Source organism: Streptomyces sp. NPDC002742, assembly GCF_042888885.1.
In the GTDB taxonomy this organism is placed as follows: Bacteria; Actinomycetota; Actinomycetes; order Streptomycetales; family Streptomycetaceae; genus Streptomyces.
Genome location: NZ_JBIAQF010000012.1, coordinates 98194 through 122049 on the forward strand (window position 1 = coordinate 98194; position 23856 = coordinate 122049).

At 72.1% G+C, this 23856-nt stretch carries 15 protein-coding genes and 1 pseudogene; 6 read left to right on the forward strand and 10 right to left on the reverse strand.

The features are described from left to right. Positions 1-199: 199 nt before the first annotated feature. The 3 genes from ACFYW8_RS22705 (at position 200) to ACFYW8_RS22715 (ending at position 6349) form a co-directional block, all read left to right on the forward strand. Entirely contained in the window at positions 200-1921 is a 1722-nt protein-coding gene (locus ACFYW8_RS22705; protein ID WP_389078766.1) for an aminotransferase class I/II-fold pyridoxal phosphate-dependent enzyme, read from the forward strand. Positions 1922-2321: 400 nt separating this feature from the next. Then, positions 2322-3107: an intradiol ring-cleavage dioxygenase gene (locus tag ACFYW8_RS22710; protein ID WP_389078770.1), complete on the forward strand. Its 786-nt coding sequence runs from the start codon at positions 2322-2324 to the stop codon at positions 3105-3107. Between the two features lie 248 nt (positions 3108-3355). Then, positions 3356-6349, forward strand: a complete 2994-nt coding sequence (locus ACFYW8_RS22715) for a beta-galactosidase (protein WP_389078775.1) — start codon at positions 3356-3358, stop codon at positions 6347-6349. Here ACFYW8_RS22715 and ACFYW8_RS22720 read toward each other — a convergent pair. From ACFYW8_RS22720 to ACFYW8_RS22750, 7 genes are all read right to left on the reverse strand, one after another. Further along, on the reverse strand, positions 6346-7848 hold the full coding sequence (locus ACFYW8_RS22720; RefSeq protein ID WP_389078780.1) for an alpha-N-arabinofuranosidase: 1503 nt from the start codon (positions 7846-7848) through the stop codon (positions 6346-6348). The genes ACFYW8_RS22715 and ACFYW8_RS22720 overlap by 4 nt on opposite strands. Positions 7849-8001: 153 nt before the next feature. Continuing rightward, entirely contained in the window at positions 8002-8442 is a 441-nt protein-coding gene (locus ACFYW8_RS22725; RefSeq protein ID WP_389078785.1) for a hypothetical protein, read from the reverse strand. 18 nt (positions 8443-8460) lie between these two features. Then, positions 8461-9339, reverse strand: a complete 879-nt coding sequence (locus ACFYW8_RS22730; RefSeq protein ID WP_389078789.1) for a carbohydrate ABC transporter permease — start codon at positions 9337-9339, stop codon at positions 8461-8463. Beyond that, entirely contained in the window at positions 9336-10277 is a 942-nt protein-coding gene (locus ACFYW8_RS22735; RefSeq protein WP_389078794.1) for a carbohydrate ABC transporter permease, read from the reverse strand. The genes ACFYW8_RS22730 and ACFYW8_RS22735 overlap by 4 nt, the downstream gene beginning before the upstream one ends. Beyond that, positions 10274-11632, reverse strand: coding sequence for an extracellular solute-binding protein (locus tag ACFYW8_RS22740; RefSeq protein ID WP_389078800.1), 1359 nt, complete (start codon positions 11630-11632; stop codon positions 10274-10276). Before ACFYW8_RS22740 ends, ACFYW8_RS22735 begins: the two co-directional genes overlap by 4 nt. Before the next feature lie 262 nt (positions 11633-11894). Continuing rightward, positions 11895-12818 carry an SMP-30/gluconolactonase/LRE family protein gene (locus ACFYW8_RS22745; protein WP_389078803.1) on the reverse strand — a complete coding sequence of 308 codons (924 nt, stop codon included), beginning with the start codon at positions 12816-12818 and terminating at the stop codon, positions 11895-11897. Then, the gene (locus tag ACFYW8_RS22750) at positions 12815-13588 is read right to left on the reverse strand and encodes an IclR family transcriptional regulator (RefSeq protein WP_389078806.1); all 774 of its coding nucleotides are present in this window, start codon (positions 13586-13588) and stop codon (positions 12815-12817) included. The genes ACFYW8_RS22745 and ACFYW8_RS22750 overlap by 4 nt, the downstream gene beginning before the upstream one ends. A gap of 428 nt (positions 13589-14016) precedes the next feature. On the opposite strand from ACFYW8_RS22750, the pseudogene ACFYW8_RS22755 reads away from it, so the two are divergent. Further along, a pseudogene (locus ACFYW8_RS22755) lies at positions 14017-14601 on the forward strand (hypothetical protein); the annotation flags it as partial. 88 nt (positions 14602-14689) lie between these two features. On the opposite strand, the gene ACFYW8_RS22760 reads toward ACFYW8_RS22755, so the two are convergent. Both ACFYW8_RS22760 and ACFYW8_RS22765 read right to left on the reverse strand, forming a co-directional pair. Continuing rightward, positions 14690-15565: a RimK family alpha-L-glutamate ligase gene (locus ACFYW8_RS22760; protein ID WP_389078809.1), complete on the reverse strand. Its 876-nt coding sequence runs from the start codon at positions 15563-15565 to the stop codon at positions 14690-14692. A gap of 241 nt (positions 15566-15806) precedes the next feature. Next, on the reverse strand, positions 15807-16463 hold the full coding sequence (locus ACFYW8_RS22765; protein WP_389078814.1) for a toxin-antitoxin system, toxin component: 657 nt from the start codon (positions 16461-16463) through the stop codon (positions 15807-15809). A 418-nt stretch (positions 16464-16881) separates the two neighbouring features. Here ACFYW8_RS22765 and ACFYW8_RS22770 point away from each other — a divergent pair, with 418 nt between their 5' ends. Continuing rightward, positions 16882-18420, forward strand: coding sequence for an acyl-CoA synthetase (locus ACFYW8_RS22770; RefSeq protein WP_389078818.1), 1539 nt, complete (start codon positions 16882-16884; stop codon positions 18418-18420). Next, entirely contained in the window at positions 18413-19804 is a 1392-nt protein-coding gene (locus tag ACFYW8_RS22775; protein WP_389078823.1) for a carboxyl transferase domain-containing protein, read from the forward strand. The genes ACFYW8_RS22770 and ACFYW8_RS22775 overlap by 8 nt, the downstream gene beginning before the upstream one ends. Positions 19805-19987: 183 nt before the next feature. On the opposite strand, the gene ACFYW8_RS22780 is transcribed toward ACFYW8_RS22775, so the two are convergent. Further along, complete coding sequence (locus ACFYW8_RS22780; RefSeq protein ID WP_389078827.1) at positions 19988-23629, reverse strand: S8 family serine peptidase; 3642 nt, start codon at positions 23627-23629, stop codon at positions 19988-19990. Positions 23630-23856 lie beyond the last annotated feature (227 nt).

The window sequence follows — 23856 nt, forward strand, 5'->3', positions numbered from 1 at the left end:
ACGGACCTTCCTCACAGCCGTATGTGCCGGGTTCGTGACCGGACCTCACAGCCGGTTCACAAAATCCGCACGATTGCGCAGCGATTGAACAGCGCCACTTCCGTTTCCGTATGAGAGGGCGGCCCGTGCTCCCCCGCGCGGGCCACCCAAAGACGGAGGGCCCGTCCTCCCCAGCGGGCTCGCCCTATACGGAGGTTCCATGGCCGGCAATGTCACCTCGCTCTTTCGCGGCACCGCGGCGCACAGTCCGTCGATGGCCGCACTGACGCGGGAGGGCGACGGAGCCGGCCCGGTGGACTTCTGTATTCCCTGCAACCCGTACTTCCCCACGCCCGCGATGTTCGACGAACTCGCGGGCCGGCTGCGCGAGATCATCACCTACTACCCGAGCAGCGCCGACACGATCACCAGCGAACTGTGCTCGCTGCTCCAACTCCCGCCGCAATGCGTCGCGATGGGTAACGGTTCGACCGAACTCATCACATGGATCGATCACTTGCTGGTCCGTGAGTCCCTCGCGATACCCGTCCCCACGTTCGGCCGCTGGACCGACCAGCCGATGGAGACCGGCAAGCGGGTGGACATGTTCCCGCTCCAGGAGTCCACCGGCTTCGCGCTCGACCTCGCCGCGTACGCCAAGTTCATCCGCGCGCGCGGCACCAAGGTCGCCGTCATCTGCAACCCGAACAACCCCGACGGCGGCTTCCTGCCGCGCCAGTCGGTCATCCAGTTCATGGACGCGATGGCCGATCTGGACCTGGTCGTCATCGACGAGTCGTTCCTGGAGTTCGCCGACGCCGAGTCGGAGCCCAGCGTGGTCGAGGACGCGGTGATGAGACCCAACGTCATCGTGCTGCGCAGCCTCGGCAAGAACTTCGGCCTGCACGGCATCCGCTTCGGCTACATGGTCGCCAACCCCTCCCTGGCGGGCAAGGTCCGCTCGATGCTGCCGAAGTGGAACCTCAACTCCTTCGCGGAGACCGTGGTGTTCATGCTCAAGAACCACGGCAAGGAGTACATGGAGAGCCTGCACATGGTCCGCCGCGACCGGCTGGACATGGCCCGCCAGCTCTCCGCGCTGCCCGGTCTGACGATCTACCCCTCGCAGGGCAACTTCCTGTTCGTACGCCTTCCCGTCGGCGCCGAGGGCACCGTGGTCCGGGACCGACTGCTCACCGAGCACCGCATCCTGGTCCGCGAGTGCGGCAACAAGGTCGGTTCGTCCAGCCGCTTCCTGAGACTCGTGGTACGTCCGCAGACGGACGTGCGCCGCCTGGTGGCCGGCCTGGAACAGGTGCTCTACGGGTCCAGGAAGGAAGCCCCCGTACCCGAGCTCAGCAATGGGACCGGGTACAGCTCGGGTACGGCCATGGTGGACCGTCTCGTCGGCGCGACCAACGGAGCGGGCATGCAGGGGCTGGCCGCGCAGGCGAACGCCTGGCCCGGCCAGCCCGCCCAGCCCCAGCCGGTGGCGGCGGCCGCCCCGCAGCCCAGCCTGCCGCCCGGTCCGCCGGCGCGACCCGCCGCGGCTTCGCCCTACCCCGCCCAGCAGCCCGCCGCGGCTTCGCCCTACCCCGCCCAGCAGCAGCCCGTGGCGGCCCCGGGCTATCCCGCCCAGCAGCAGCCCATGGGGGCGCCCGGCTACCCCGCTCCGCAGCCCACCAACTGGCCGGCCGCGGCCCAGGGCCCGGGTGCGATGCCGGCCCAGATGCCGCCCGCGGCGATGACCGGGCCGCCCCAGTCGCCGGGTCTCCAGCCGGCCGCCCAGACGGGTATGCCCGGCATGACGAACTCCGCGGGCGCGCAGGGCGGCCTGACGGCGGCCCAGGTCCGGGGCAGGACGCAGCCGGAACCACCGCCACCCCAGTCGGACGGCGGCTGGGGAGCCGTGGGCGCGATGCTGTACAACCAGGCCGGCTGACAGGCCACTCACATCTCCGGGCGGACCTCCGCGCGGCCGGCCAGGGGCCGGCCGACGGGAACCGCCCGTCACCGACGACGCGGGCAGGGCAGGAGTACGCCCTCCCGGCGCCGGAGGATCCCCGTGTCCGGCGCCGCGGACTCCGGCGCCGGACACCACGGCGCGGTGCCCGGCGAACCGGGGCACCGACGCCTTCGCCCTCACCCGTAACCGCCTCCCGTCGCACCCCTGCGGCCGGAGACGGCGCGGCCCCGCGCCGGGCGGGTCTCCCCCGTCGGCCGCGGGCGCGGCACGCCGAGCGAGCCGGGACCCGCAAGGTGTCCAACAAGGAACTTGACGGGCTGTCACTTTGCGGAACTGACAGGTGACCGACAGCATCCACCCCTACGGTGCCGTGTTCATGACAGATTCCCCCTCGAAAGACATGTCAGAGGCGACCCCGCTCGGGCGCCGAACCGTACTGATCGCCACGGGCGCCACGGCCGCGGCGCTGGCCGTGGGCGCGGCGGCACCCGCCGCCCCCACCCCCGCCACCGACGCGGCGGACGCCGTCCCCGCCGCCGCGGCGGCCGTCTGCACCCTGACCAAGGAGATGACCGAAGGCCCCTACTACCTCGACGGACAGCTCGTCCGCGCCAACGTCACCGAAGGCAAGGCGGGCGCCCCGCTCAAGCTGGTGCTCACCGTCGTCGACGACGACACCTGCGTACCGATCAGCAACGCCCTCGTCGAGATCTGGCACTGCGACGCGCTCGGCGAGTACTCCGGCTTCGTCGGCAACAACGGCCACAGCGAACCGGACGACGGCACGTTCCTGCGCGGCGGCGTCCTGACGAACGCGTCCGGCGTCGCGAACATCACCACGATCTACCCCGGCTGGTACCGGGGCCGCTGCGTGCACATCCACGTCAAGGTGCACACCGGCGTCACCCTCACCTCCGACGGCTCCTTCACCGGCGGCAGGGAACTCCACACCGGCCAGCTCTTCTGCAGCGAGACGATCACCGCGGCGATGGCCAAGGTGTCCCCGTACTCCACCAACACGGTCACCCGCACCACGCTCGCCCAGGACTCCATCTACGACGACGGAGGCGCCTCCTCCGGCCTCCTGACCCTGACGGCCCTCGGCAGCACCACCTCCGCCGGCTACACCGGCACCCTGACGCTCGGCGTCGAGACGAGCTGACCCGCTCCTTCCCCCCACGGAGGCCGGGGGCGGCCCGCGACCGTGCGGGCCGTCCCCGGCCGCGCCGACCGCGCCCTGCCGCCCCCTGCAGCGCCCTGCAGCGCCCATACCGCGTAATCCCCCGCGCCGAGATGGTCATATGACCATCAAATGACCGGCTCCTGTGGACAATGGCCGCACCTTCCCCCGGGTTCTCGGGCTCGGACCGAGCGGGGGGAACCCCCTTCGCCGTCCCCGGGAGAACCCGCATGGTGTTGAGCAGACGTACCTTCAGCGCACTCGCCGGCACCGCCGCGCTCGGTCTCTCGCTGAACTCCGGCGGCGGCGACGAGGCGCGCGCGGCGGGAAGGACGCCTCTCGCACCCACCGGGCCCGCGCCCGCACCGCCCGCCGCCGACGGCAGGGCGCACACGGTCGGCTTCGACCGCTATTCGATGCTGATCGACGGCAGGCGCCTGGTGATCTGGTCGGGAGAGGTCCACCCGTTCCGGCTGCCGAGCCCGTCGCTGTGGCGGGACGTCCTGCAGAAGCTGCGCGCCCACGGGTACAACGCGATCAGCATCTACGTCGCGTGGAACTACCACTCCCCCGCACCCGGACAGTACGACTTCACCGGGGTCCGCGACCTCGACCTGTTCCTGCGGACCGCCGCCGAGACCGGGCTGTACGTCATCCTGCGCCCCGGCCCGTACATCAACGCCGAGGTCGACGCGGGCGGCTTCCCCGGCTGGCTCACCGCCGCCCCGGGGGTGGCCCGCACCTCCGACCCGGCCTATCTGAAGCACGCCGACGAGTGGCTGACCGCCGTCGACCGCATCGCCGCCCGCCACCTCTACACCGACGGCGGCGGCACGATCGTCCTCTACCAGCTGGAGAACGAGTACGACGACCATGTGACCGAGCCCGCGGGCCGCGACTACATGGCGCACCTGTACGCCAAGGTGCGGGCCGACGGCATCGACGTGCCGCTCTTCCACAACGACAAGGGCAGGAACGGTCATTGGGCCCCCGGCACCTTCGACACGGGCGGCGAGCAGGGGCGTTACCTCTACGGCTTCGACGGCTACCCCTCCCCCTTCAGGACACCTCCGGACTGGGGGCACTTCGGCCCCGGCGGCATGAAGGGCGGCTCGACCGCGAGTCCCGACACCCCTGGGTTCATCCCCGAGTTCGGGGGCGGCTGGTTCGATCCGTGGGGCGGGGCGGAGTTCGACGGCCTGGGATACGCGCAGTCGCGCCGCACCCGGGACGCGGCCTACGAACGGCGTTTCTACCTCACCAACCTCGCCAACGGCATCACGGTCCACAACGTCTACATGACCTTCGGCGGCACGTCCTGGGGCTGGCTGCCCGCGCCGATCGTCTACACGTCGTACGACTACGGGGCCGCCCTCGACGAAGCGCGGCAGCCGACCGAGAAGCTCCTGCCGATGCACCAGATCGGCCAACTGCTGCACTCGGTGCCCGACCTGGCGAAGCTGGACCCAGCCGAACCGGTCCCCGGCGACGGCATGGGGGCCGGCCCCGGCATCAAGGCGTACCACCTCGTCAATCCGGACACGAAGGCGCACTTCCATGTGCTGCGCAACGACACGTCCACCGAGGCCGTCGCCTCCGTCGCGCTCGCGGGGACGACGGTCGCCGTGCCGGTGCCCGGCCTCGACGCCCGACTGCTCACCGCCGGTATCGCCCTGGGACGAAGGAGGCTGAGCTACTCGACCGCTCAGCCGATGCTGTGGCTGAACGCGGGGCGGCAGGACATCGCGGTGTTCACGGGCCGGGCGGGCGAGTCGACGCGCACCTGTCTGGAGTCGGCGAGCGAGCCGACGGTCACCGTGCTGGACGGGGACGCCCGGCACGGCTACGGGGACGGGGCCCTGCGGATCGACACCGTGCTGGACGGCATCACCCGGGTCCGGGTGGAGGGCGGCGGCATCGCCGCCCCCCTCCTGCTGCTGTTCGCCGACGACGAGAGCTCCCGCCTGCTGTGGCGGTACGACACCCCGTCGGGTCCGGTACTGGTGCGCGGCCCGGCGCTGCTGCGCACGGCCGCCCTGCGCGGCACGACCGTCCAGCTCACCGGCGACACGGTGGACGCGGCGGACCTGGAGGTGTGGGGGCCGCGCGGAATGAGCGAACTCGCCTGGAATCACGACACGTTGAAGTCCCGCGCCACCGCCTCCGGGAGCCTGCGGGCCGAGCGGCCGCTGGCCGGTGTGGACCAGGTGCGGCTGCCCGCCCTGACCGACTGGCGCCGGGCGGAGGGGAATCCCGAGTCGGCAGCCGACTACGAGGACTCGGCATGGCCCGTCGCCGACAGGACGTCCTCGTACAGCGTCACCCCCGTCCCCGCCGGGCAGCCCGTGCTGTTCGCCGACGACTACGGCTTCCACTACGGCGACGTCTGGTACCGCGGGCACTTCGCGGACGCGGGCGACGCGGAGTCCGTGTCCCTCTCCTATGTCGCGGGCGCACAGGGGCTGTTGATGGCCTGGCTGGACGGTGAGCCGCTGGGCACCCACCGGATGCCGGTACCGGACAAGAAGACCGTCCGGCAGGGGACCTGGGCGGCCACCGCCACCTTTCCCGTCCTGCCGCGGGACGGGCACTCCCATGTGCTGTCCGTCCTGGTCCGGCGGATGCAGCACGACGAGGACGGGAAGGCGAACGACACGCACAAGGCGGCCCGGGGTCTGACGGCCGTCGCCTTCGCCGGTGCCGCTCCCGCGATCCGCTGGCGCGTCCAGGGCACGGCGGCCCCCGACCCGGTGCGCGGACCGCTGAACACCGGAGGTCTGCACGGGGAACGGCACGGCTGGCATCTGCCGGGGTTCGCGGACGGGGGCTGGAAGACCGTCGGCTTCCCGCGCGCCGAACGGCGGCAGGGTGTCACCTGGTACCGCACCGAATTCCGGCTCGCGGTGGACACCGGGGTGGACGCGTCGATCGGGCTCACCCTCACCGACGATCCGGCCCGCGCCTATCGCGTCCAGATCTTCCTGAACGGCTGGAACATGGGCCAGTACATCAACGACGTAGGGCCCCAGCACACGTTCGTCCTTCCCAACGGGGTGCTGCGCACACGGGGGCGCAACACACTGGCCCTCGCGGTGCTGTCCGACGGGACCACACCCGCCGGCCCCGGCCGGGTGGAACTGACGCTGCTGGGCAGCGCGGCCGGAGGAGTACCGGTGACCCCGGTGCACTCCCCCGGCCCCGGCGCCGCCCAGGACAGGTCCTAGACCAGCCGGATCACGTTCCAGGACAGCGGCTCCAGGACGGCGTTCAGCGTGCCGCCTCGGAGCGTGGTCCCCTCGACCGGGTGCGGGGTGACCCGCTCCTGGTCGTGCAGGGTGTTGGTGGCGTCCGGGTCGGCGTCGGCGAGCGCGCTGTGCTCGACGACCGTCGTCAAACCCAGTCGGTTCAGGGCGACTTCGAGCGGCAAAGGGTCGGTCTGGCTGCGGTTGACGGCGAACACGGTGACCGAAGCGTCCTCGGCGCGCACCGCGGTGGCGTGCAGCAGGTCCGCCTCGCCGTACTTGCGGGTCGGGTACGTCGGCGAGTCCACCCGGACGTCGAGGACCTGCCCGCGCCCGTGCGCCGAGGCCTGCGCGAACGGGTAGAAGGTCGTCTGCCGCCAGGCCGGACCGCCCGGTTCGGTCATGATCGGCGCGATGACGTTGACGAGCTGGGCGAGGCAGGCGACGGTCACCCGGTCCGCGTGCCGCAGCAGCGCGATGAGCAACGAACCGAACACGACCGCGTCCGTGACGGAGTAGACGTCCTCCAGCAGGCGCGGGGCCTCCTGCCAGTCCTCGACCGGGTGCGGGTTGGGCCGGTTCTGGTACCAGACGTTCCACTCGTCGAAGGAGAGGCTGATCCTCTTCTTCGACTTCAGACGGGCGCCCACGTGGTCGCAGGTCGCCACCACGTTCTCGATGAACGACTCCGTGTCGACGGCGGAGGCGAGGAAGGAGTCGCGGTCGCCGTCGGTCTCCTCGTAGTAGGCGTGCAGGGAGATGTGGTCGACGAGGTCGTAGGTCTCGGCGAGGACGGTCGCCTCCCACGCGGCGAACGTCGCCATCCCCTGTCCGGAGGAGCCGCACGCGACGAGTTCGAGGTCCGGCTCGATCTGCCGCATGGCGCGGGCGGTCTCGGCGGCGATCCGGCCGTATTCCTCGGCGGTCTTGTGGCCGGTCTGCCAGGGGCCGTCCATCTCGTTGCCGAGGCACCAGAGCCGGATGCCGAACGGGTCCTTGTCGCCGTGCGCGATCCGCAGGTCGGAACGGGCCGTCCCCGAGGGGTGGTTGGCGTACTCCTGGAGTTCCAGGGCCTCGGCGACGCCCCGGGTGCCGAGGTTGACGGCCATCATGGGCTCGGCCTGCGGGCCGATCTTCTTCAGGAACCCGATGTACTCGCCGAGCCCGAAGCGGTTGGACTCGGTGGAGCGCCAGGCGAGGTCGAGGCGGCGGGGCCGCTCCTCGGCGGGGCCCACCGAGTCCTCCCAGTTGTAGCCGGAGACGAAGTTGCCGCCGGGATAGCGGACGGCCGTGACACCGAGCTCGCGGACCAGCTCCAGCACGTCCGTGCGCAGGCCCTCGGGGTCCGCGGAGGGGTGGCCGGGTTCGAATATCCCGGTGTAGACGCAGCGGCCGAGGTGCTCGACGAAGGAACCGAAGAGACGGGGGTTGACCTCACCGATGGTGAAGGCGGGGTCGAGGGCGAAGCGGGCGGTGCGCATGGGGTCCTTTCGGGGGCGCCTTGAGTGGCGGCACAGGTGGAGAGTCGCTTGGGTGGCCGGGGGGTGGCTTGGGTTTCGCGGGCGGGTGCGGGTCCGTCGCCGCCGGTCTCGGCCCCGCCGCGGAGCCGCGTACCGACGCGGCCCCGCACAGCCCTACCCGACGACGGGCCAGCCGGCCTTCGTCCAGCTCAGCCTGTTCAGACCCAGCTTGGGTGTGCCGTTGTCGTCCGCGTCGTAGTAGTGGTAGGCCAGCCAGTCCTGGCCGCCGTCCCGGAAGACCGACTCGCCACCGGGACCGATGTAGCGGCCGTGGCCGGCCAGCAGGAGGTCGCCGCCGCCTTCGAGCATCGGGGTGCCCGTGCTGTCCGTGTCGTCCCACTGGACCCGGTCCCGGGAGAGACGGGCGCCGATCACCCCGCCGGTCGAATAGGCCACGTATCCACCGGACTTGAGCTGGATGACGGTCGGGTCATGGATGATCTGCTGTCCGGTGACGGGCTCCGGGTCGGGGTAGCCGACGTCGGCCTGCGCCGTGGTCGGCAGCAGGGCGACGACGGCCGCGGCGAGCAGGGCGGCGAGTCGGTGTGCGGTCAACTGGGGCTCCTCGTCCGGTCACTGGCCGGCCAGACCGGTGTGGGCCACGCCCCGCACGATCTGGCTCTGGAAGAAGACGAACACGACGATCAGCGGGAGGCCCGCGATCAGACCGCCCGCCATGAGCTGCGGCCAGATGATGCCGAAGGAGTTCTGCACGGTGGCGATGCCGTTCGGCATGGTCATCAGGTCCGGGTTGTTGGTCACCATGTACGGCCACAGGAAGTTGTTCCACGAGGCGATGAACGTGAAGATCCCGACCGCCGACAGGGACGGCTTGGAGAGCGGGAGGACGATGGTGAAGAAGATCCGCCAGCGGCCCGCGCCGTCGATGAACGCGGCCTCCTCCAGCTCGCGGGGCAGCGACTGGAAGAACTTGTACAGGATGTAGACCATGGCCGCCGGGGCGCACTGCGGCAGGATCATGCCCCAGTAGGTGTCGACCATGCCGAGCGACTGCACGGTCGCGAAGAGGGGGACGCCGAGGACGGCCGGGGAGAACATCAGGCCCGCCATCGTCAGGGCCATCAGGGCCGGTTTGCCGCGGAACTCGGTGCGGGCGAAGCCGTATCCGGCGAGGGCCGCCACGAGCAGCACGACGGAGGTGACGCAGACCGACACCACCAGGGAGTTCACGAACCAGTTGGGGATGTTGCCGGCCTCGATGACGCTCTTCCAGGACGCCACCGTGAGGTGCTCCGGGATCCAGTGCGGGGAGATCACCGACTCGGTGGGCGTCTTCAGCGAGGTGGACAGTGCCCAGCCGAGCGGAGCCATCCACACGAGGGACAGCGCGGCGGCGACCGCCGTCAGCGCGACCTGTCCCGGCGTCCAGGTGCTGCGGGCCTTGCGCGGTACGGGAGTCGGGTCGGCGGTGGTCGGGTCGGCGGTGGTCATCGGGCGTCCTCCTCGCGGAGCCGCAGCAGCCACATACGCCCGAGGGCGACGGCCGCGATGATGAGGAACAGGATGAAGGAGATCGCGGAGGCGTAGCCCACGCGGTAGCTGGTGAAGCCCTGTTCGAGCGTGTACTGGACGAAGGTGCGGGTCGATTCCTCGGGCCCCGGGCCGAACTGGTACATGACGACTGCCTGGTCGAAGACCTGGAGCGAGGCGAGGACCTGGAGGGCGAGCACCAGGCCGGTGATGTTGCGCAGGTTCGGCACGGTGATGTGCAGCATCCGCTGGAAGGCGTTGGCGCCGTCGAGTTCGGCCGCCTCGTAGAGGTGGTGCGGGATGTTCTGGAGCGCGGCCAGGTAGAGCAGGAAGGAGAAGCCGACCGTCCACCACAGGGTCGCGATGACGACCGCGATCATGGCGGTGGACTTCTGGGTGAGCCAGGGCGTGTCGATGCCCAGGACGTGGTTGACCATGCCGTTGGTGGGCTGGAACAGCCACCACCACAGGTTGCCGACCACGGCCGACGGGAGCAGGAACGGTGCGAAGAAGCACAGCCGCCACAGCCATTTGAGGTGGGTGATGTGGTGGGCGATCAGAGCCATGAGCAGCGCCACGACGACGATGCAGGGCACGACGTAGAGGGTGAACTGGACGCTGTGCCACAGGGAGTTCCACACCAGGTGGTCCTGGAACGCCTCGCGGTAGTTGTCGAGGCCGATGAAGCGGGTGTGGTCGCCGGAGATGTTGGCGTCGGTGAGGCTGAGGTAGAGGCCGCGTACGACGGGCACGACGACGAACAGCCCGTACAGCACGAAGAACGGTGCGACGAACCAGCCGCCGTGCTGGAACCGGCGGCCCCAGCGCGCGCGGGCGGACTCCGTCGCGGTGGCCGTTCGGGGCCGCAGGCCGGTGGCGGGGGCGACGGTGGTGGTCATGCCGCGGTTCCCTTCAGCTCCTGGGCGGCGGTGCGGCCGTCCATCGGGTTCCGCATGGCCAGCAGTTCCTCCAGGACGGACTTCATCCGGTGGGCGGCGGCGGCCGGTTTCGCGGAGCCGACGTTGGAGGAGGCGACGACCGGGCCGATCCGTTTGGCGAGGGTGCCGGTGGAGCCGGCGAACCAGATGCGCGGTTCGGTGGCCGGGTGTTCCATGGCCGGGCGGGAGTACTCGTTCTGCGGGGTCAGCTTGAGATAGGCCGGGTCCTGGAAGGTCGGCAGATAGGCGGGGACATGGCCGCCGCCCGCCCAGGCGGTCGCGTGCTTGACCATGTAGGCGGCCAGCAGGTGAGCGCCCTCGTCGGCGGGGCCGCCGCGGTCGGCCTGGTGCGGCAGGACGAAGGAGTGCGACTCGGCGTGGGTGGCCGGGGTACCGAAGACCGGGGGCAGCGGCTGGGCCCCGTAGCCGACCTTCTCGCCGCTGAAGTACGGCACCGACCAGTTCCCCTCCCACACGAACGGTGATCCGGCGAGGAAGGCCTCGGCGTCGGTCTGGCCGACGATCGTGTACCCGTCGGCGACGTGCTGGTGGAGGAACTCCAGGACCTGGGTGGCCTTGTCGGTGTCGAAGGTGACGTCGGTGCGCTCGTCGTCGAAGTAGCCGCCGCCGAGCTGCTGGTAGAAGGCGACGAAGAACCACCAGGAGAAGTTCTGGTCGAAGGCGTGCAGGCCGAGGGTCTGCTGCCCGTCCTTCAGCTGCTTCTTGGCCTCCTTCAGGATGGCGAACCAGTCGTCGGTGGAGGTCGCGGTCGGCAGCCTCCCGTCCGCGTCGAGCAGGCCGGCCTTCCGGCAGACGTCCTTGCGGTAGAAGCTGAGCTGGACGTGGATGTCGAGGGGCAGGGCGTAGAGCTTGCCGTCGACGATGCCGCGTTTCCAGAGGACGGGGTTGAAGTCGGCTTCCCGGACGCCGTACTTGGTGAGCAGGTCCATGTCCCAGGGGTCCAGGAGACGGCCGGGCGCGAAGCCGGGCACGCGGCCCTGGTGCATGACGCCGAGGTCCGGCGCGCGGTTGCCCGCGGCGGCCATCGCGAGCTTCGTGTAGTACGGGTCGCCCCAGGTGAGCGTGGAGTCCTTGACCGCGATGCCGGGATGTTCCTTCCGGAAGGCGTCCACCATCGCGACCATGTTGGCGCCGTCGCCTCCGGTGAAAAGGTTCCAGTAACGGACCCGGGTGCTCGCGCCGGAGGCGAGGGCGTCCGCGCCGGTGCCGAGCGCGGCGAAGCCGAGACTGCCCGCGACCGTCAGCCCGCCCACCGCGGAGAGGAGTTGCCTGCGGTTCAGGCCAGGTCGTCCCATACCGTGCTCCCACTGTTCGAAATTTCGTCAGGTGATCGCAACTTCGAACGGGACCGTAGATAGGAAGCGCTTACTAGTCAATGGTTTGCGCAAAAAAACGGTGGCGCGAAAACGCGAGTCCCCGCCCGGTGACCGGCACCTGGGCGGGGACTCGCGGTGGGACTGGGGGCAGGACTGGCCGGTGTCGACCGGTGTCGGTGTCGGCCGGTGTCAAAGCCGGCCGGTGTCAGTGTCGGCCCGTGTCGATGTCGGCCGGTGTCGGCTAGCCGGCGAACGCCGGCTGCGGCAGGCCCTTGCCCACGCCGGGGACGACGAGCAGGGAGCCGGACATCGGGTGCGGCGCCGTGAGACCCGTACGGGCGGTGGTGATGTAAAGGTCGGTGAGGTCGGCGCCGCCGAACGCACAGGCGGTGGGGCGGCGGACCGGCAGGTCGAGGACCCGGTCCAGCGCGCCCTCCGGCGTGTAGCGGCGGACCGCCCCGCCGTCCCAGAGGGCCACCCATACGCCGCCCTCGGCATCCACCGTCAGACCGTCGGGGAATCCGTCCTCCACGGTCGCGAACGGGCGCCTGTCGACCGGGAGTTGATCGTCGTCGAGGTCGAAGACGTCGATGCGGCGGGTCGGCGAGTCGACGTAGTAGACACGGCGGCCGTCGGGGCTCCAGCCCGTGCCGTTGCTGACGGCGACGTCGTCGAGGATCGGACGGACCGTGCCGTCGGGGGCGATCCGCGTCAGCGTGCCCCCGCCCGGCGCCTCGTCGTAGCGCATGGTGCCGCACCACAGCGAGCCGTCGGGGGCGACGGCCGCGTCGTTGGCGCGGCGGCCCGGCACGGGCTCCCGGTGCAGCCACCGGAACGCGCCGCCGGGCTCGGCGGCTCCGGCGGTCCCTTCGGCTCCGGTGGCGCTTTCGGCTCCGGCGGCGGTGACCCCGCCGGCCCCCGTCGGCGGCCCGTACAGGCCCACGCCGTCGCGGAGGTTGACGACCAGGCCGCCGCCCGCACGGAGCTTGGCCGCGCCGACGTGCTGCTCGGTCGTCATCACCGTGCGGCGGCCGGAGGCGGGGTCGTAGGTGTGGACCCGGGAGCCGAGGATGTCGACCCAGATGAGCCGGCCCGCCCGGGTGTCCCAGGTCGGGCCCTCGCCCAGCGCCGCGTGCGCGGGGACCGCGACCTCGACGGCGGTCATCGCACGTTCCGGTGGCCGAGCCGCTCGGACAGTTCCGCGGCGCCCTTCGCCGCGAGCTGCTCCAGCTCGACGCGGCGCTCGTCGCTCCACCGGATCATCGGTACGGAGATCGAGAGCGCGGCGACGACCTGTCCGGCTCGGTCGCGCACCGGTGCCGCCACACAGCTCACGTCCGGGTTGGACTCACGGCTCTCGACGGCGATCCCACGACTGCGGATCTCGGCGAGGGCCTCGCGCAGCGCGCCCGGCTCGGTGATGCTGTTGGGCGTCATCGCGACGAGGTCGGCGTCGTCGGGGACGCGCGAGGTCAGCTCCGGCTCGGAGAGGGAGGCGAGCAGCATCTTCCCGACGGAGGTGCAGTGCGCGGGAAGGCGGCGGCCCGCCGCCGAGACCATGCGGACGGCGTGCGTGGAGTCGACCTTCGCGATGTAGATGACGTCGGTGCCTTCGAGGATCGCCACGTGCACGGTCTCGTCGCAGGTCTCGGCGACGGAGCGGGCGACCTGCTGGCCCTCGGCCGCGAGGTCGAGCTGCTCGGCGTAACGGCTGCCGAGCTGGTACGGGCGCACCCCGAGCCGGTAGCGTCCCGGCTGACCGGGCACCTGCACGATGTACGAACGGGCGGCGAGGGTGGTCACCAGCTCGTGCACGGTCGTGCGGGGCAGCTGGAGCCTGCGCACGATGTCGGGGGCGGAGAGAGTCCCGTCCCCGTCGAGAAAGAGCTCCAGTATGTCCAGAGCTCGGGTCACGGCAGGTACGAGGCGTCCCACAACCGGCCCCCTCTCTTTTGTTCGAAATTTCAACAGACGATCGGGATGACGAACAGGGGCCAGGCTAGCCATAGTGCCCTCGGGCGGGCAATGGTTTGGGGGTGCCCCCTGCTCGAAGGTGCGCGTGACGGACCCCACGGCGAACCCCACGGCGCCCCCCGCGACGGCCCCGCTGCGAACCCACGTCGGTTCCTCGTGACGGACCCCACGGCGAACCCCACGGCGTGTTCATGGCGCCCGGCGCGGCTGCCCGACGGGGCGAGGTCGGCAGGAGGTCGGCAGGGCGAGGCCGGCGGCCGGGGAACGCTGCCCGGCTCCGGTCGGCTGCCGCTCGCCTCCTCCTCCCGTCCTCCTCCCGTCCTCCATGCGAGGGCCATGCGAGGGCCCGGCGAGGGCCCGGCGAGGGCCGGGCGAGCGACCATGGACCCATGCCGGCCAAACGCCCCGCCACCCCCTTCACCCCGCTCGACTTCCAGCTGGTCCTGCTGCGCCGCATGGCCGACCACAACCCGGGCCCGGTCGAGGACGCCCGTCACGAACTGGGCGTGTCCATCGCCGACATGCGCGAGGCCAACCGGCGCTGGCAGGCGATGCTGCACGTCCCGCGCTCACGGTCCGCCGCGTCCCGCTACCGCTCGGTCCTCGGCGCCCCCGAGTCCGCGCAGGAGCGCCGGATCGGCGATCTGACGTGCGAGGCCCTGCAATGGCCGGTGCCCCTGTGGCCCGATCTGCGCTTCGAGGTCCTGCTCGCCCCGAACGGCGTCGCCTGGAACGAATGGCTGGTACGGGCCCCGGGCGCCCCCGCCCCGGTACTGGAGACCCTGGAGGATCTGGCCCCCTGGTGCTGCACGGTCGACGAGGCGGCCCGCGCCTTCGCCCCCGCCCGGCCCCTGGAGGGCACGGCTCCGACCCGCTGGGGCCTGGCGTTCACGGCCCCCGACGCCTCGGGCGTGCCGCACGCGTGCGCGGCGGAGTTCACCTGGGGGTTGCTGCAACGAGTGGGCGTCAGGGGACCCGTACCGACGCCTCCCGGGAAAACCGCTCAGCGGTCCGGGGACAGCACCGGCGGCGCGGTCACCGACAAGACCGCCGACGAGCCCCTCAAGGAGCGGCGGCCTTGAGGATCTCGCCCACGACGACGGGCAGCGACTCCGGGTGCAGCCACAGGAAGAGGTTCGGCTCGACGAGTTCCAGCTCCATCACCCGGGGCTCGCCGTCGTCGCCGTCGACGAGGTCGACACGGGCGTAGAGCACGCTGTCCGGGCCTCCCGGAACAGCGGCCAGCGCCCTTTCGGCAACGGCCTGTTCGGCCTCGGTCGGCTCCCAGACCTCCAGCCGCGGGTGGGGTGTCTTGGCCCCGTCGTACGGCGTCCCGGGCTCCAGTACGGCTCCCTTGCGACTGGCGTGCAGCAGCCGTCCGCCGAAGAACTGGAGCGCGCGCTCGCCCCGGGTGTCGATGTTCGTCACATAGGGCTGGACCATGGCGGTCAGCCCTTCGGCGTGCATCCGCGCGAGCTGTCCGAGTGCCGTCTCCCGCTCCTTCGGCGTGTACCGGGCGGCATAGCGCGCCCCCGCCCCGGCCGTGGGCTTCACGACGAAATCGTGATCGCCGGGCAGCTCGACCGGGTCCCCCGGCGCGAGGTAGCGGGTCGGCACGACGGGCACCCCGGCGTCCGCCAGGTCCCCGATGTAGCGCTTGTCCGTGTTCCATCGCACGACCGGGGCCGGATTCAGGAGCCGCGTGAGCCCCGCGCACCGCTCGGCCCATTGCACGAACTCCGCCACGCGCCAGCTGTAGTCCCAGGTCGAGCGGATCAGCGCCAGGTCGAACCCCGCCCAGTCGGCCCCGGGATCGTCCCAGTGCACGATGTCCGCCACCGCCCCGGCATCCTCCAGGGCTCCCCTCAGCACGGACAGATCCCGGTCCGCGCCGGGCTCCTCGCCCGGGTCGTACGTGACGAGCGCGATACGGGCCACGAAAGTACTCCATCCTCGTACGGCACGGCGTACGACACCGTCGCACGACCGCGGACGCACCCCACCGGCGCCCCCGGGAACAACCCCGCCGCAGGTTAACAAGCACCCGCGCCACCGGGCCGAGCCAGTGGCGGCCTTCACCGAGGGGCAGGGCCGTGCACCGGTGACAGACCCACGGGCGAACCAGCACGCCCAGCACCGTTCGGGACGTGCGGCTGAGCACGAGTTACGGCGACACGACTCACTCCCGCTCAGTCCCCACGAACGGTCGGCGGTGGCCGAGGGAGCTCTCGATGGCGCGGCTGACCGGGTCGACGGGGGCGCTGTCGCCGGGGCCTGTCACCCACGAGCGGAAGACACTCGCCAGGTGCAGGCCGAAGGCCTCGGCCTGTGCCTCGTCCGCCTGGCGTGATCCGTTGCGGGCGGCGACGGCGCGGGCCACCTCCTGCCGGAACGGCCCCGGCGCCCCGGGGCCGCGCGAGGCGGAACGGTCCGAGAGGGCCGCCCGCGCGACGGCCGTCACGCCGTCCACGTGGTGGTCGCGGTGCCCTTCCTTCATGTGCCACAACTCGTGTCCGAGAATGACGAGTTGCTGCACCGTATCGGCGCGCTCCTCGACGACGACGAGGTCGAAGTCGTTGAACTCCATCCACAGGCCCGTGACTTCGATCTCGTCGGGGAAGCGCTCGAAACGGAGCTGGACGGGACGGCCGCCCCGCCGTCGGCTCATCTCCTCACAGAGGGCACGCGCCAACTCCCGTATGTCGACCGGTGTATCGATCCCTCTCCGGAGCACCCGGCCGAGCTCCACCGCCAGCGCCCGCATCTCGGACCGGGTGCCGCGCGGGCGCAGCGCCGTCAGGAAGCCTCCGACGGCCCCGCCCGGCTTCGCCGTCATCGCTCCGCCCCCTCGCCGTCCGGGGGACCGTCGAGCACGCCGACAAGGGCCCCCCGCCCGCGCGGGGTGGACCGCCTGCCGCACGGGGCGAGGGTGACGGATCCGTCCGGCCCCGGCCCGACGATCCGCCCGCCGAGGCGTTCGAGTGTCTCGGGAAGGAGCGGCGGGGACTCACTCACCAAAGGTCTCCCGGCAGTTGACTCATCAAGTTGTGACGCGAGGCCGACACTACGTGTCCGGGTCCGTCCACGCCACGGTTCCCGAACGATCGTTCCCGGTTTCGGAACGATCCTTACGACGCCTGCGCTCAGCCTCCACGTCCTTGGCGCGGGCAGGCGGCCGGCCACTCGGTTCAGCGGTCCCATCGTGTAGGAAGAGCCTGTCCCTCCCGGTGAAGTCCTCTCGGCAAGGAGTCCCCGTGTTCTCCCTCTTCCCGGCCCTGGCGGGCGGTTCGGTCGCGGACCGGTCCGCGCTGCGCTTCGGCGATCGGTCCCTGACGTACGCGGAACTGGCGGCCTCGGCGGGAGCGCTGGCCGCACGGCTCGACGGTGCCGGGAGGGTCGCCGTCTGGGCGACGCCGACCCTGGAGACGGCCGTCGGTGTCGTCGCGGCCCTGCTCGCCGGGGTGCCCGCCGTGCCGTTGAACCCGAAGTCCGGAGCGGCGGAACTCGGCCACATCCTGGGCGACAGCACACCGTCCCTGGTGCTCGCGGCCCCGGGGGACCTGCTGCCGACCGCGCTCGGTGCGCTGGAACGTATCGACGTCGAGGCGACGACGAAAACAGCGGCCGAGGCAGGGGAGGAGGCAGGGGAGGAGACGGAGGCGGGGACCGAGGTGGTGGTGACCGTCGAGGCGGCGGTCCGCGACCCCGGCGCCCCCGCCCTGGTCGTCTACACCTCCGGCACCACCGGGCCGCCCAAGGGGGCCGTCATCCCGCGCCGGGCCGTCGCCGCCACCCTGGACGCGCTGGCCGACGCCTGGCAGTGGACCGGCGACGACGTGCTGGTGCACGGTCTGCCCCTGTTCCATGTGCACGGGCTGATCATCGGCATCCTGGGCCCGCTGCGGCGCGGCGGGTCCGTACGGCACCTGGGGCGGTTCAGCGCGGAGGGCGTGGCGCGGGAGCTGAACGCCGGGGCGACGATGCTGTTCGGGGTGCCGACGATGTACCACCGGCTCGCCGAGGCGCTCGACGGGGACCCCGGGCTCGCCGAGGCGCTGGGCCGGGCGCGGCTGCTCGTCTCGGGCTCGGCCGCGCTGCCCCTGCACGACCACGAGCGGATCACGGCCGCGACCGGACGCGGGGTCGTCGAGCGGTACGGCATGACGGAGACCCTGATGAACACGAGCGTGCGGGCGGACGGGGAGGTCCGGCCGGGCACCGTCGGCGTGCCGCTGCCCGGTGTCGGCCTGCGGCTCGTCGAGGAGGACGGGACGACGATCGCCGGGTACGAGGCCGACGGCACCCCGACCGGCGCCTACGACGGCGAGAGCGTCGGCGAGATCCAGGTGCGCGGGCCCAATCTCTTCACCGAGTACCTGAACCGGCCCGACGCCACCGCCGCCGCGTACACCGCGGACGGCTGGTTCCGTACCGGTGACATGGCCGTCCTCGATCCCGACGGCTCGGTACGGATCGTCGGCCGCAAGGCCACCGACCTGATCAAGAGCGGCGGTTACAAGATCGGCGCGGGCGAGATCGAGAACGCGCTCCTCGAACACCCCGGGGTGCGCGAGGCCGCCGCGGCCGGGGAGCCGGACGCGGACCTCGGTGAGCGGGTGGTGGCCTGGATCGTCCCGGTCGATCCCCAGGCGCCGCCGTCCGCCGACGAGTTGGCCGACCACGTGGCCCGCCGTCTCGCCCCGCACAAACGGCCCCGCCGGGTGCGTTTCCTGGACGAGCTGCCCCGCAACGACATGGGCAAGATCCTGAAGCGGGCGCTGCCGCGTGACTGAACGGATCTCGGCCCGCGAGGCCATCGCCCTGGTCACCGACAGCTTCGCCGAACTCCCCTCCCCCGGCGGGGAGTTCCCGCCCGATGGTCCGCTCGCCTGGAAGGGGTACGACGATGCGCGGGCGCGCGCCGCGGCCCGCACCGGCGAGGAGGAGTCCGTCGTCTGCGGCACCGCGACCTTCGGGACGGCGAGCTTCGGCACGACGACCGACGGCAGGGCTCCGCTCGGTCCGGTCACCGCCGTCCTCGTCGCCTTCGAGTTCGGCTTTCTCGGCGGTTCCCTCGGCGAACGCACCGGGGACCGGCTGGAGGCGGCCTACGACTACGCCCGCACCCACCGGCTGCCCGTCGTCTCGCTCGTCGCCACGGGCGGCAGCCGGATGCAGGAGGGCATGCTCGCCCTCACCCAACTCCAGCGGGTGGCCCGGCAGTCGGCACTCACCCGGGAGGCGGGGCTCGCCCAGATCGCCGTCCTGCGGGACCCGACGACGGGCGGCGGCTGGGCCACGCTCGGCGCGGGCGCCGATGTGACCCTGGCGCTGCCCGGCGCCCAGGTCGCCTTCGCGGGCTCCCGGGTCCGCCCGCCCGACGCGGACCCGGCCGCCTACACGGCCGAGGCGCAGGTGGCGGCGGGGTCCGTCGACGCCCTCGTACCGCGGGACGGGCTGCGGGAGACGCTCGCCCTGTGGCTGGACCTGCTCACCCGGCCCGCCGCCGGGGCGGCGCCCGTCCCGTCCGCGCTGGGCGCAGCGACCGACCTGCCGACGACCGGCTGGGACGCGGTGAAGCGCGCCCGCTCTCCCGAACGTCCGCGCGCGGACGCCTACTTGGACGCGTACTTCAGCCGCCGGGTGGCGATCGGCGGCGACCGTTGCGGGGGCGCCGACGAGGGCGTGGTGTGCGGCTTCGGCCACGCGCGCGACGGGCGGACCATCGCGTACGCCGCCCAGCGCGGGACCCCGACCCGTCCCGCCGGATACCGCACCGCCGCCCGGCTGGTCCGGCTGGCGGGACGGCTCGGCATCCCGGTCCTGACGCTGGTGGACACCCCGGGCGCCGCGAACGACGCGGACGCCGAGCGGCAAGGGGCCGGCGCGGCGATCGCGGACCTGTTCGCGGCGATCGCCACCGCCCGTGTGCCGGTCACCACGCTGGTGATCGGCGAGGGCGGCTCGGGCGGTGCGCTGGCACTGGCAGCTCCCGGCAACACCTGGGCCACGCCGGACAGTTACTTCTCCGTCATCGCACCCGAGTCGGCGGCCGCGATCCTCAAGCGGCCCGCCGACGAGGTCCGGACGACCGCCGCCCAGCTCCGGCTCCGTCCGCAGGACCTGCTGGACCTGGGAGTGATCCGGGGCATCACGCACCGCCGCCCCGGAACGTGAACGGACGGCGGCCGCCGGTTCTCCCCTCCCGAGAGGAACCGGCGGCCGCCCGCTCGTCGGGGCCGTCGTACACAGAGCCACCCTCCCCTCGGAGCGGGCCGGGCCGTACGCCGGTCCGCCCGTTCGCGGTGGTGTGCCGGGCGGCGGGCTCTCCCCCGGGGGAACCCGCCGCCCGGCGGCCGGTCACCGGACCCCCACCGCCCGGATGGTCTCCTGGCCGACCGTCCCGCCCCGGTCGTCCCGGGCAGAGGCCCGGAGCGACACGAACTCGGCGTCGCGCGGCACGTTCAGCGTGCCCTTCCAGCGGGCTCGGCCGCCGCCGGTGAGCGGGACGGCCTTCCAGGTCGTCCCGTCGTCGTAGGACACCTCCAGCTTTCCGCCGCCGATGGTGCCGGTGTCCGGGGCGCCCTTCACGTACTCGGCGTAGATGCTCACCGGGACCCGGCCGCCGCGCACATCGCCCGCGAGGTCGGTGTCGACGTCGTAGCCGAGGTTGATGAGCGGGAGGAAGGTGTAGTGGTCCTCGGGGGTGGCCGCCGACCGGACCGTCCACTCGGTGTGGCCCTTGGTGGAGAGCTTCCAGCGCTCCGGGTCGAGGGTGGTGTCGGTGACGACCTTGTACGTGTGCTCGTCGGCGGGCGCGCCCCAGACGTATCCGGCGGAGCTCTTGCGCCGGGCGAGCAGGACTCCGTCCTGATAGACCTCGGTGAACTGCGTCATCCCGGTGTCGTCGCTCCACACGTCGCCGAAGCCGGTGTGGTCGGGGCCGGAGTCGCCCCAGCCGGGCGTGTTGAACTGGATGTCGTTGCCCGCGCGCTGCTGGCCCCAGCCCAGTCCGGTGCCGAGCCAGGGGTGCCAGACGGGCTTGAACCAGTTCAGGGTCTCGTGGCTGCCGCCCCGGTAGGGGACCAGGCCGCTGCGTTCCTCCAGCGCGCCGTCCCCGACGTACGTGGACTCCGTCCAGGTCTGTCCGGGGCCGGTGGAGACGTAGTCGGTCCGCTCGGCCGGGTAGTCGATCCGCTCCTGGAAGCCGAGGCCGACGGGGAAGGGCTCGGCGATCGAGTAGCGGAACTCGCTGCCCGAAGCGGGCTTCACGGCGTGGAACCTGGAGTCCAGCACGGCCAGTTCACCGCGGCCGGGCTCGTAGGTGAGGTTCCGGTCCGGGATGCCGTTCTTGTAGCCGTGCGAAAGGTCGTACATGTAGGGCGTGTTGAGCGTGCCGGTCATGTCGACGGTCCGGTTCGCGCGCAGTCGTGCCGCGTCCGCCGCGTCGACGGTGGCGATCTGCAGCGGCCGGTTCGCGTTGTCGTCCGTGCCGAACCAGGCGTTGAGGCGTCCCGCCTTGTCGTCGGTGACGAACAGGGCCTTGGCGCCCGCGTCCTGGGCCGCCTGGGCGAGCGCGGCCGGGTCGGCGCCGTCGGCGAGCCTGGCGAGTACGGCCTTGCCGCTCACCCCGGTGAACGGCCCGTCCCCGACGTCGACCAGCGGGAGCCTGCTGCGGCCCTCGATCAGGGTGCCGCCGGGCTGGGCGAGCGCCGCCCTGACGCCGGCGACCTCGAGGAGCGGCTTCCCGAGCCGCCACACGGTCCGGTAGTCGAAGGTGCCCTCGGTGACCTTCGGGGTCGGCGCGGCGAAGACGCTGTCGTACTTGACGGGTACCTGGACCGCGCCGAACAGGTCGGAGCCGCCGCCGTCGCGGTCGTACTCCATGAGGAGCTGCCGGGTCTCGGTGCGCCGGTCGACCTTCGCGCCGATCTCCCGCAACGTCCGCCCGTCCAGGGTGACTTCGCGGTCCTGGCCGAGCGCGATCTGGGGTGCGGCGAGGAAGCCGATGCCGAGCGAGTCGGCGCCGTGGCCGCCGCGCACGTCGAGGAACGACGTGAGGCTGTACGTGCCGGGCTTGAGCCGCAGTTCGAGGGTGCCGGAGTCACCGACGGAGGCGGAGTACGCGTCGACGTCCTGCGCCAGCTGCTGCACGGCGAGGTAGGCGGCGGTCGGAGCGCCGTCCCGGTCCTTCACGTGGACCGTGAGCGTGTACCGCTCCTCCTCCTTGACCAGCCCGAACGCGGTGTGCGCGACGGGCGTGCCGTCCGCCGACGCCACGATCTGCCCCGAGGTGTCGCCCACCGGCGCCTTCGAGCCGTCGCCGGTGACCGTCGTGGACGCGGTGCCGTGCGCGGGCACCGTGAGCGTGGTGTCGGCGAGGGTGGCGACACCCTCGCCGGCCCCCTCCGCGGCGAGCGTCAACCGCACCGCCGCGTCGGAGGAGTTGGTGTAGGTGACCGTCCGGGTGACCGGCTTGTCGTCCTCGTAGGGCCAGCTGTAGAAGCCGAGGTCGGCGCTGCCCGTGGCGGTGATCTCCGCGTCGATCGCGTCCGGGACGCTCACCCGGCCCGCGCCCAACTGGTAGACGGAGGCGTCGAGTCGCTTCGACGTCGACATGAGGGCATCCTTGAGCCGGTCGCCGGTCCAGTCGGGGTGTTCCTGGGCGAGCAGCGCGGCCACGCCCGCGACGTGCGGTGTCGCCATCGACGTACCGCTCATGGAGGTGTAGTAGCCGCTGCCGCTCACGAGCTGGGAGCGGGCGGCGAGGATGCCGACGCCGGGCGCGGAGATGTCGGGCTTGAGCGCGTTGTCGCCGTAGCGGGGTCCGGCGCTGGTGAAGTAGGCGGCCTCGTCCGCGGAGTCCACGGCGCCGATGGTCAGGGCGGAGTCCGCGGCGCCGGGCGAGCCGATGGAGGAGGGGGCGCCGGTGTTGCCCGCGGCGATGACGAAGAGGGCGCCGGTCTCCTTGGAGAGGGTGTCGACGGCCGCGGCCATGGGGTCGGTGCCGTCGCTGGGCTCGGACGAGCCGAGGCTCATCGAGATCACCTTGGCGTGCACATCGCGGGCGGCCCACTCCATTCCTGCGATGATCTGCGACTCGCTGCCCGAACCCTGGTCGCTGAGCACCTTGCCGACGGCGAGCGTGGCCTCGGGCGCGACGCCCTTCTCCTTGCCGTCCGAGGCGGCGCCGTCCCCGCCGATGGTGGAGGTGACGTGCGTGCCGTGCCCGTTGCGGTCGGCGACCTCCTGCCCGTCGATGAAGCTCTTCGTCTGCGTCACCCGGCCGGCCAGGTCGGGGTGACTCGTGTCGACGCCGGTGTCGAGGACGGCGACGGTCACGCCCTTGCCGGTGAGCCCGGCCTCCCATGCCCCCGGTGTGCCGATCTGCGCGTTGCTCTGGGCCATGTCGGCCTTGACGCGCCCGTCGAGCCAGACCTTGCCGATCCCCGTCTGCCGGGTCATCGCCTTCCAGAAGGTCCGGCCCTTGTCCGCGTCGAGGGCCGCGCCGCGGATGCTCGGCAGCGAGCGCGTCCGTTCGGCCCCGCCCGGCGTCGTCACGCGGGCCTTCGGGTCGTACGTCACGATGAGCGGCAGCTCGCCCGTGCGCTGGTCGGTGAGCCCCTGGCGTATCAGCTCGCTCACGTCGAACAGCCGCCGGTCGAGGGTGCCGGCCCGCAGATACGGCAGTGCCTCGTCCGGTACGACGGTGACGGCGCCGTCGGCGACCTGGGTGCGCACGGCTCCGGTGGCCCCGCGGGGGCGCACGACGGAGACGGTCTTCTTTCCGCCGCCGATGTCGGTGACGGTGACCTTGTCACCGGTCACGAGGGTGACGGTGTGGGCGGCGAGGGCGGCTCTCGTGGACGCCGGGGTGCCGGTGTTCCCGGTGTCCGCGGCGCCCGCGTCGGCGAGCGCGCCCGCCCGGCCCATGGGCAGCAGGGCGAACACGAGCCCGGCCGACAGCAGCGCCGCCGGACGTCTCAGTGGTCCTCTGGTCATTCGTGCCCTCTCTTCATCGGCCGACCCGCGCCGGGCAGGGGTGGCGCCCGGTGCTTGCGAAGAGTGTCGGGGGGCTTGTGTTGCGGGGGTGTTGACGGAACCTGGCGGGAAGGCGCCCTGGCGGCTTCCCGCCAGGACATGCGGGTACGAGCCGCAGAAACCGGGACAGTCCCAACTGCCGTCCGGGACAATGTCGGTGCTCGGACGTCACGGACAACGGGGGTGCG

What these genes read in the sequence shown, in the direction of transcription:
- ACFYW8_RS22705 (WP_389078766.1), top strand. Translation starts at nt 200, where the DNA reads ATGGCCGGCAATGTCACCTCGCTCTTTCGCGGCACCGCGGCGCACAGT.
- ACFYW8_RS22710 (WP_389078770.1), top strand. Translation starts at nt 2,322, where the DNA reads ATGACAGATTCCCCCTCGAAAGACATGTCAGAGGCGACCCCGCTCGGG.
- ACFYW8_RS22715 (WP_389078775.1), top strand. Translation starts at nt 3,356, where the DNA reads ATGGTGTTGAGCAGACGTACCTTCAGCGCACTCGCCGGCACCGCCGCG.
- ACFYW8_RS22720 (WP_389078780.1), bottom strand. Translation starts at nt 7,848, where the DNA reads ATGCGCACCGCCCGCTTCGCCCTCGACCCCGCCTTCACCATCGGTGAG.
- ACFYW8_RS22730 (WP_389078789.1), bottom strand. Translation starts at nt 9,339, where the DNA reads ATGACCACCGCCGACCCGACCACCGCCGACCCGACTCCCGTACCGCGC.
- ACFYW8_RS22735 (WP_389078794.1), bottom strand. Translation starts at nt 10,277, where the DNA reads ATGACCACCACCGTCGCCCCCGCCACCGGCCTGCGGCCCCGAACGGCC.
- ACFYW8_RS22740 (WP_389078800.1), bottom strand. Translation starts at nt 11,632, where the DNA reads ATGGGACGACCTGGCCTGAACCGCAGGCAACTCCTCTCCGCGGTGGGC.
- ACFYW8_RS22745 (WP_389078803.1), bottom strand. Translation starts at nt 12,818, where the DNA reads ATGACCGCCGTCGAGGTCGCGGTCCCCGCGCACGCGGCGCTGGGCGAG.
- ACFYW8_RS22765 (WP_389078814.1), bottom strand. Translation starts at nt 16,463, where the DNA reads ATGACGGCGAAGCCGGGCGGGGCCGTCGGAGGCTTCCTGACGGCGCTG.
- ACFYW8_RS22780 (WP_389078827.1), bottom strand. Translation starts at nt 23,629, where the DNA reads ATGACCAGAGGACCACTGAGACGTCCGGCGGCGCTGCTGTCGGCCGGG.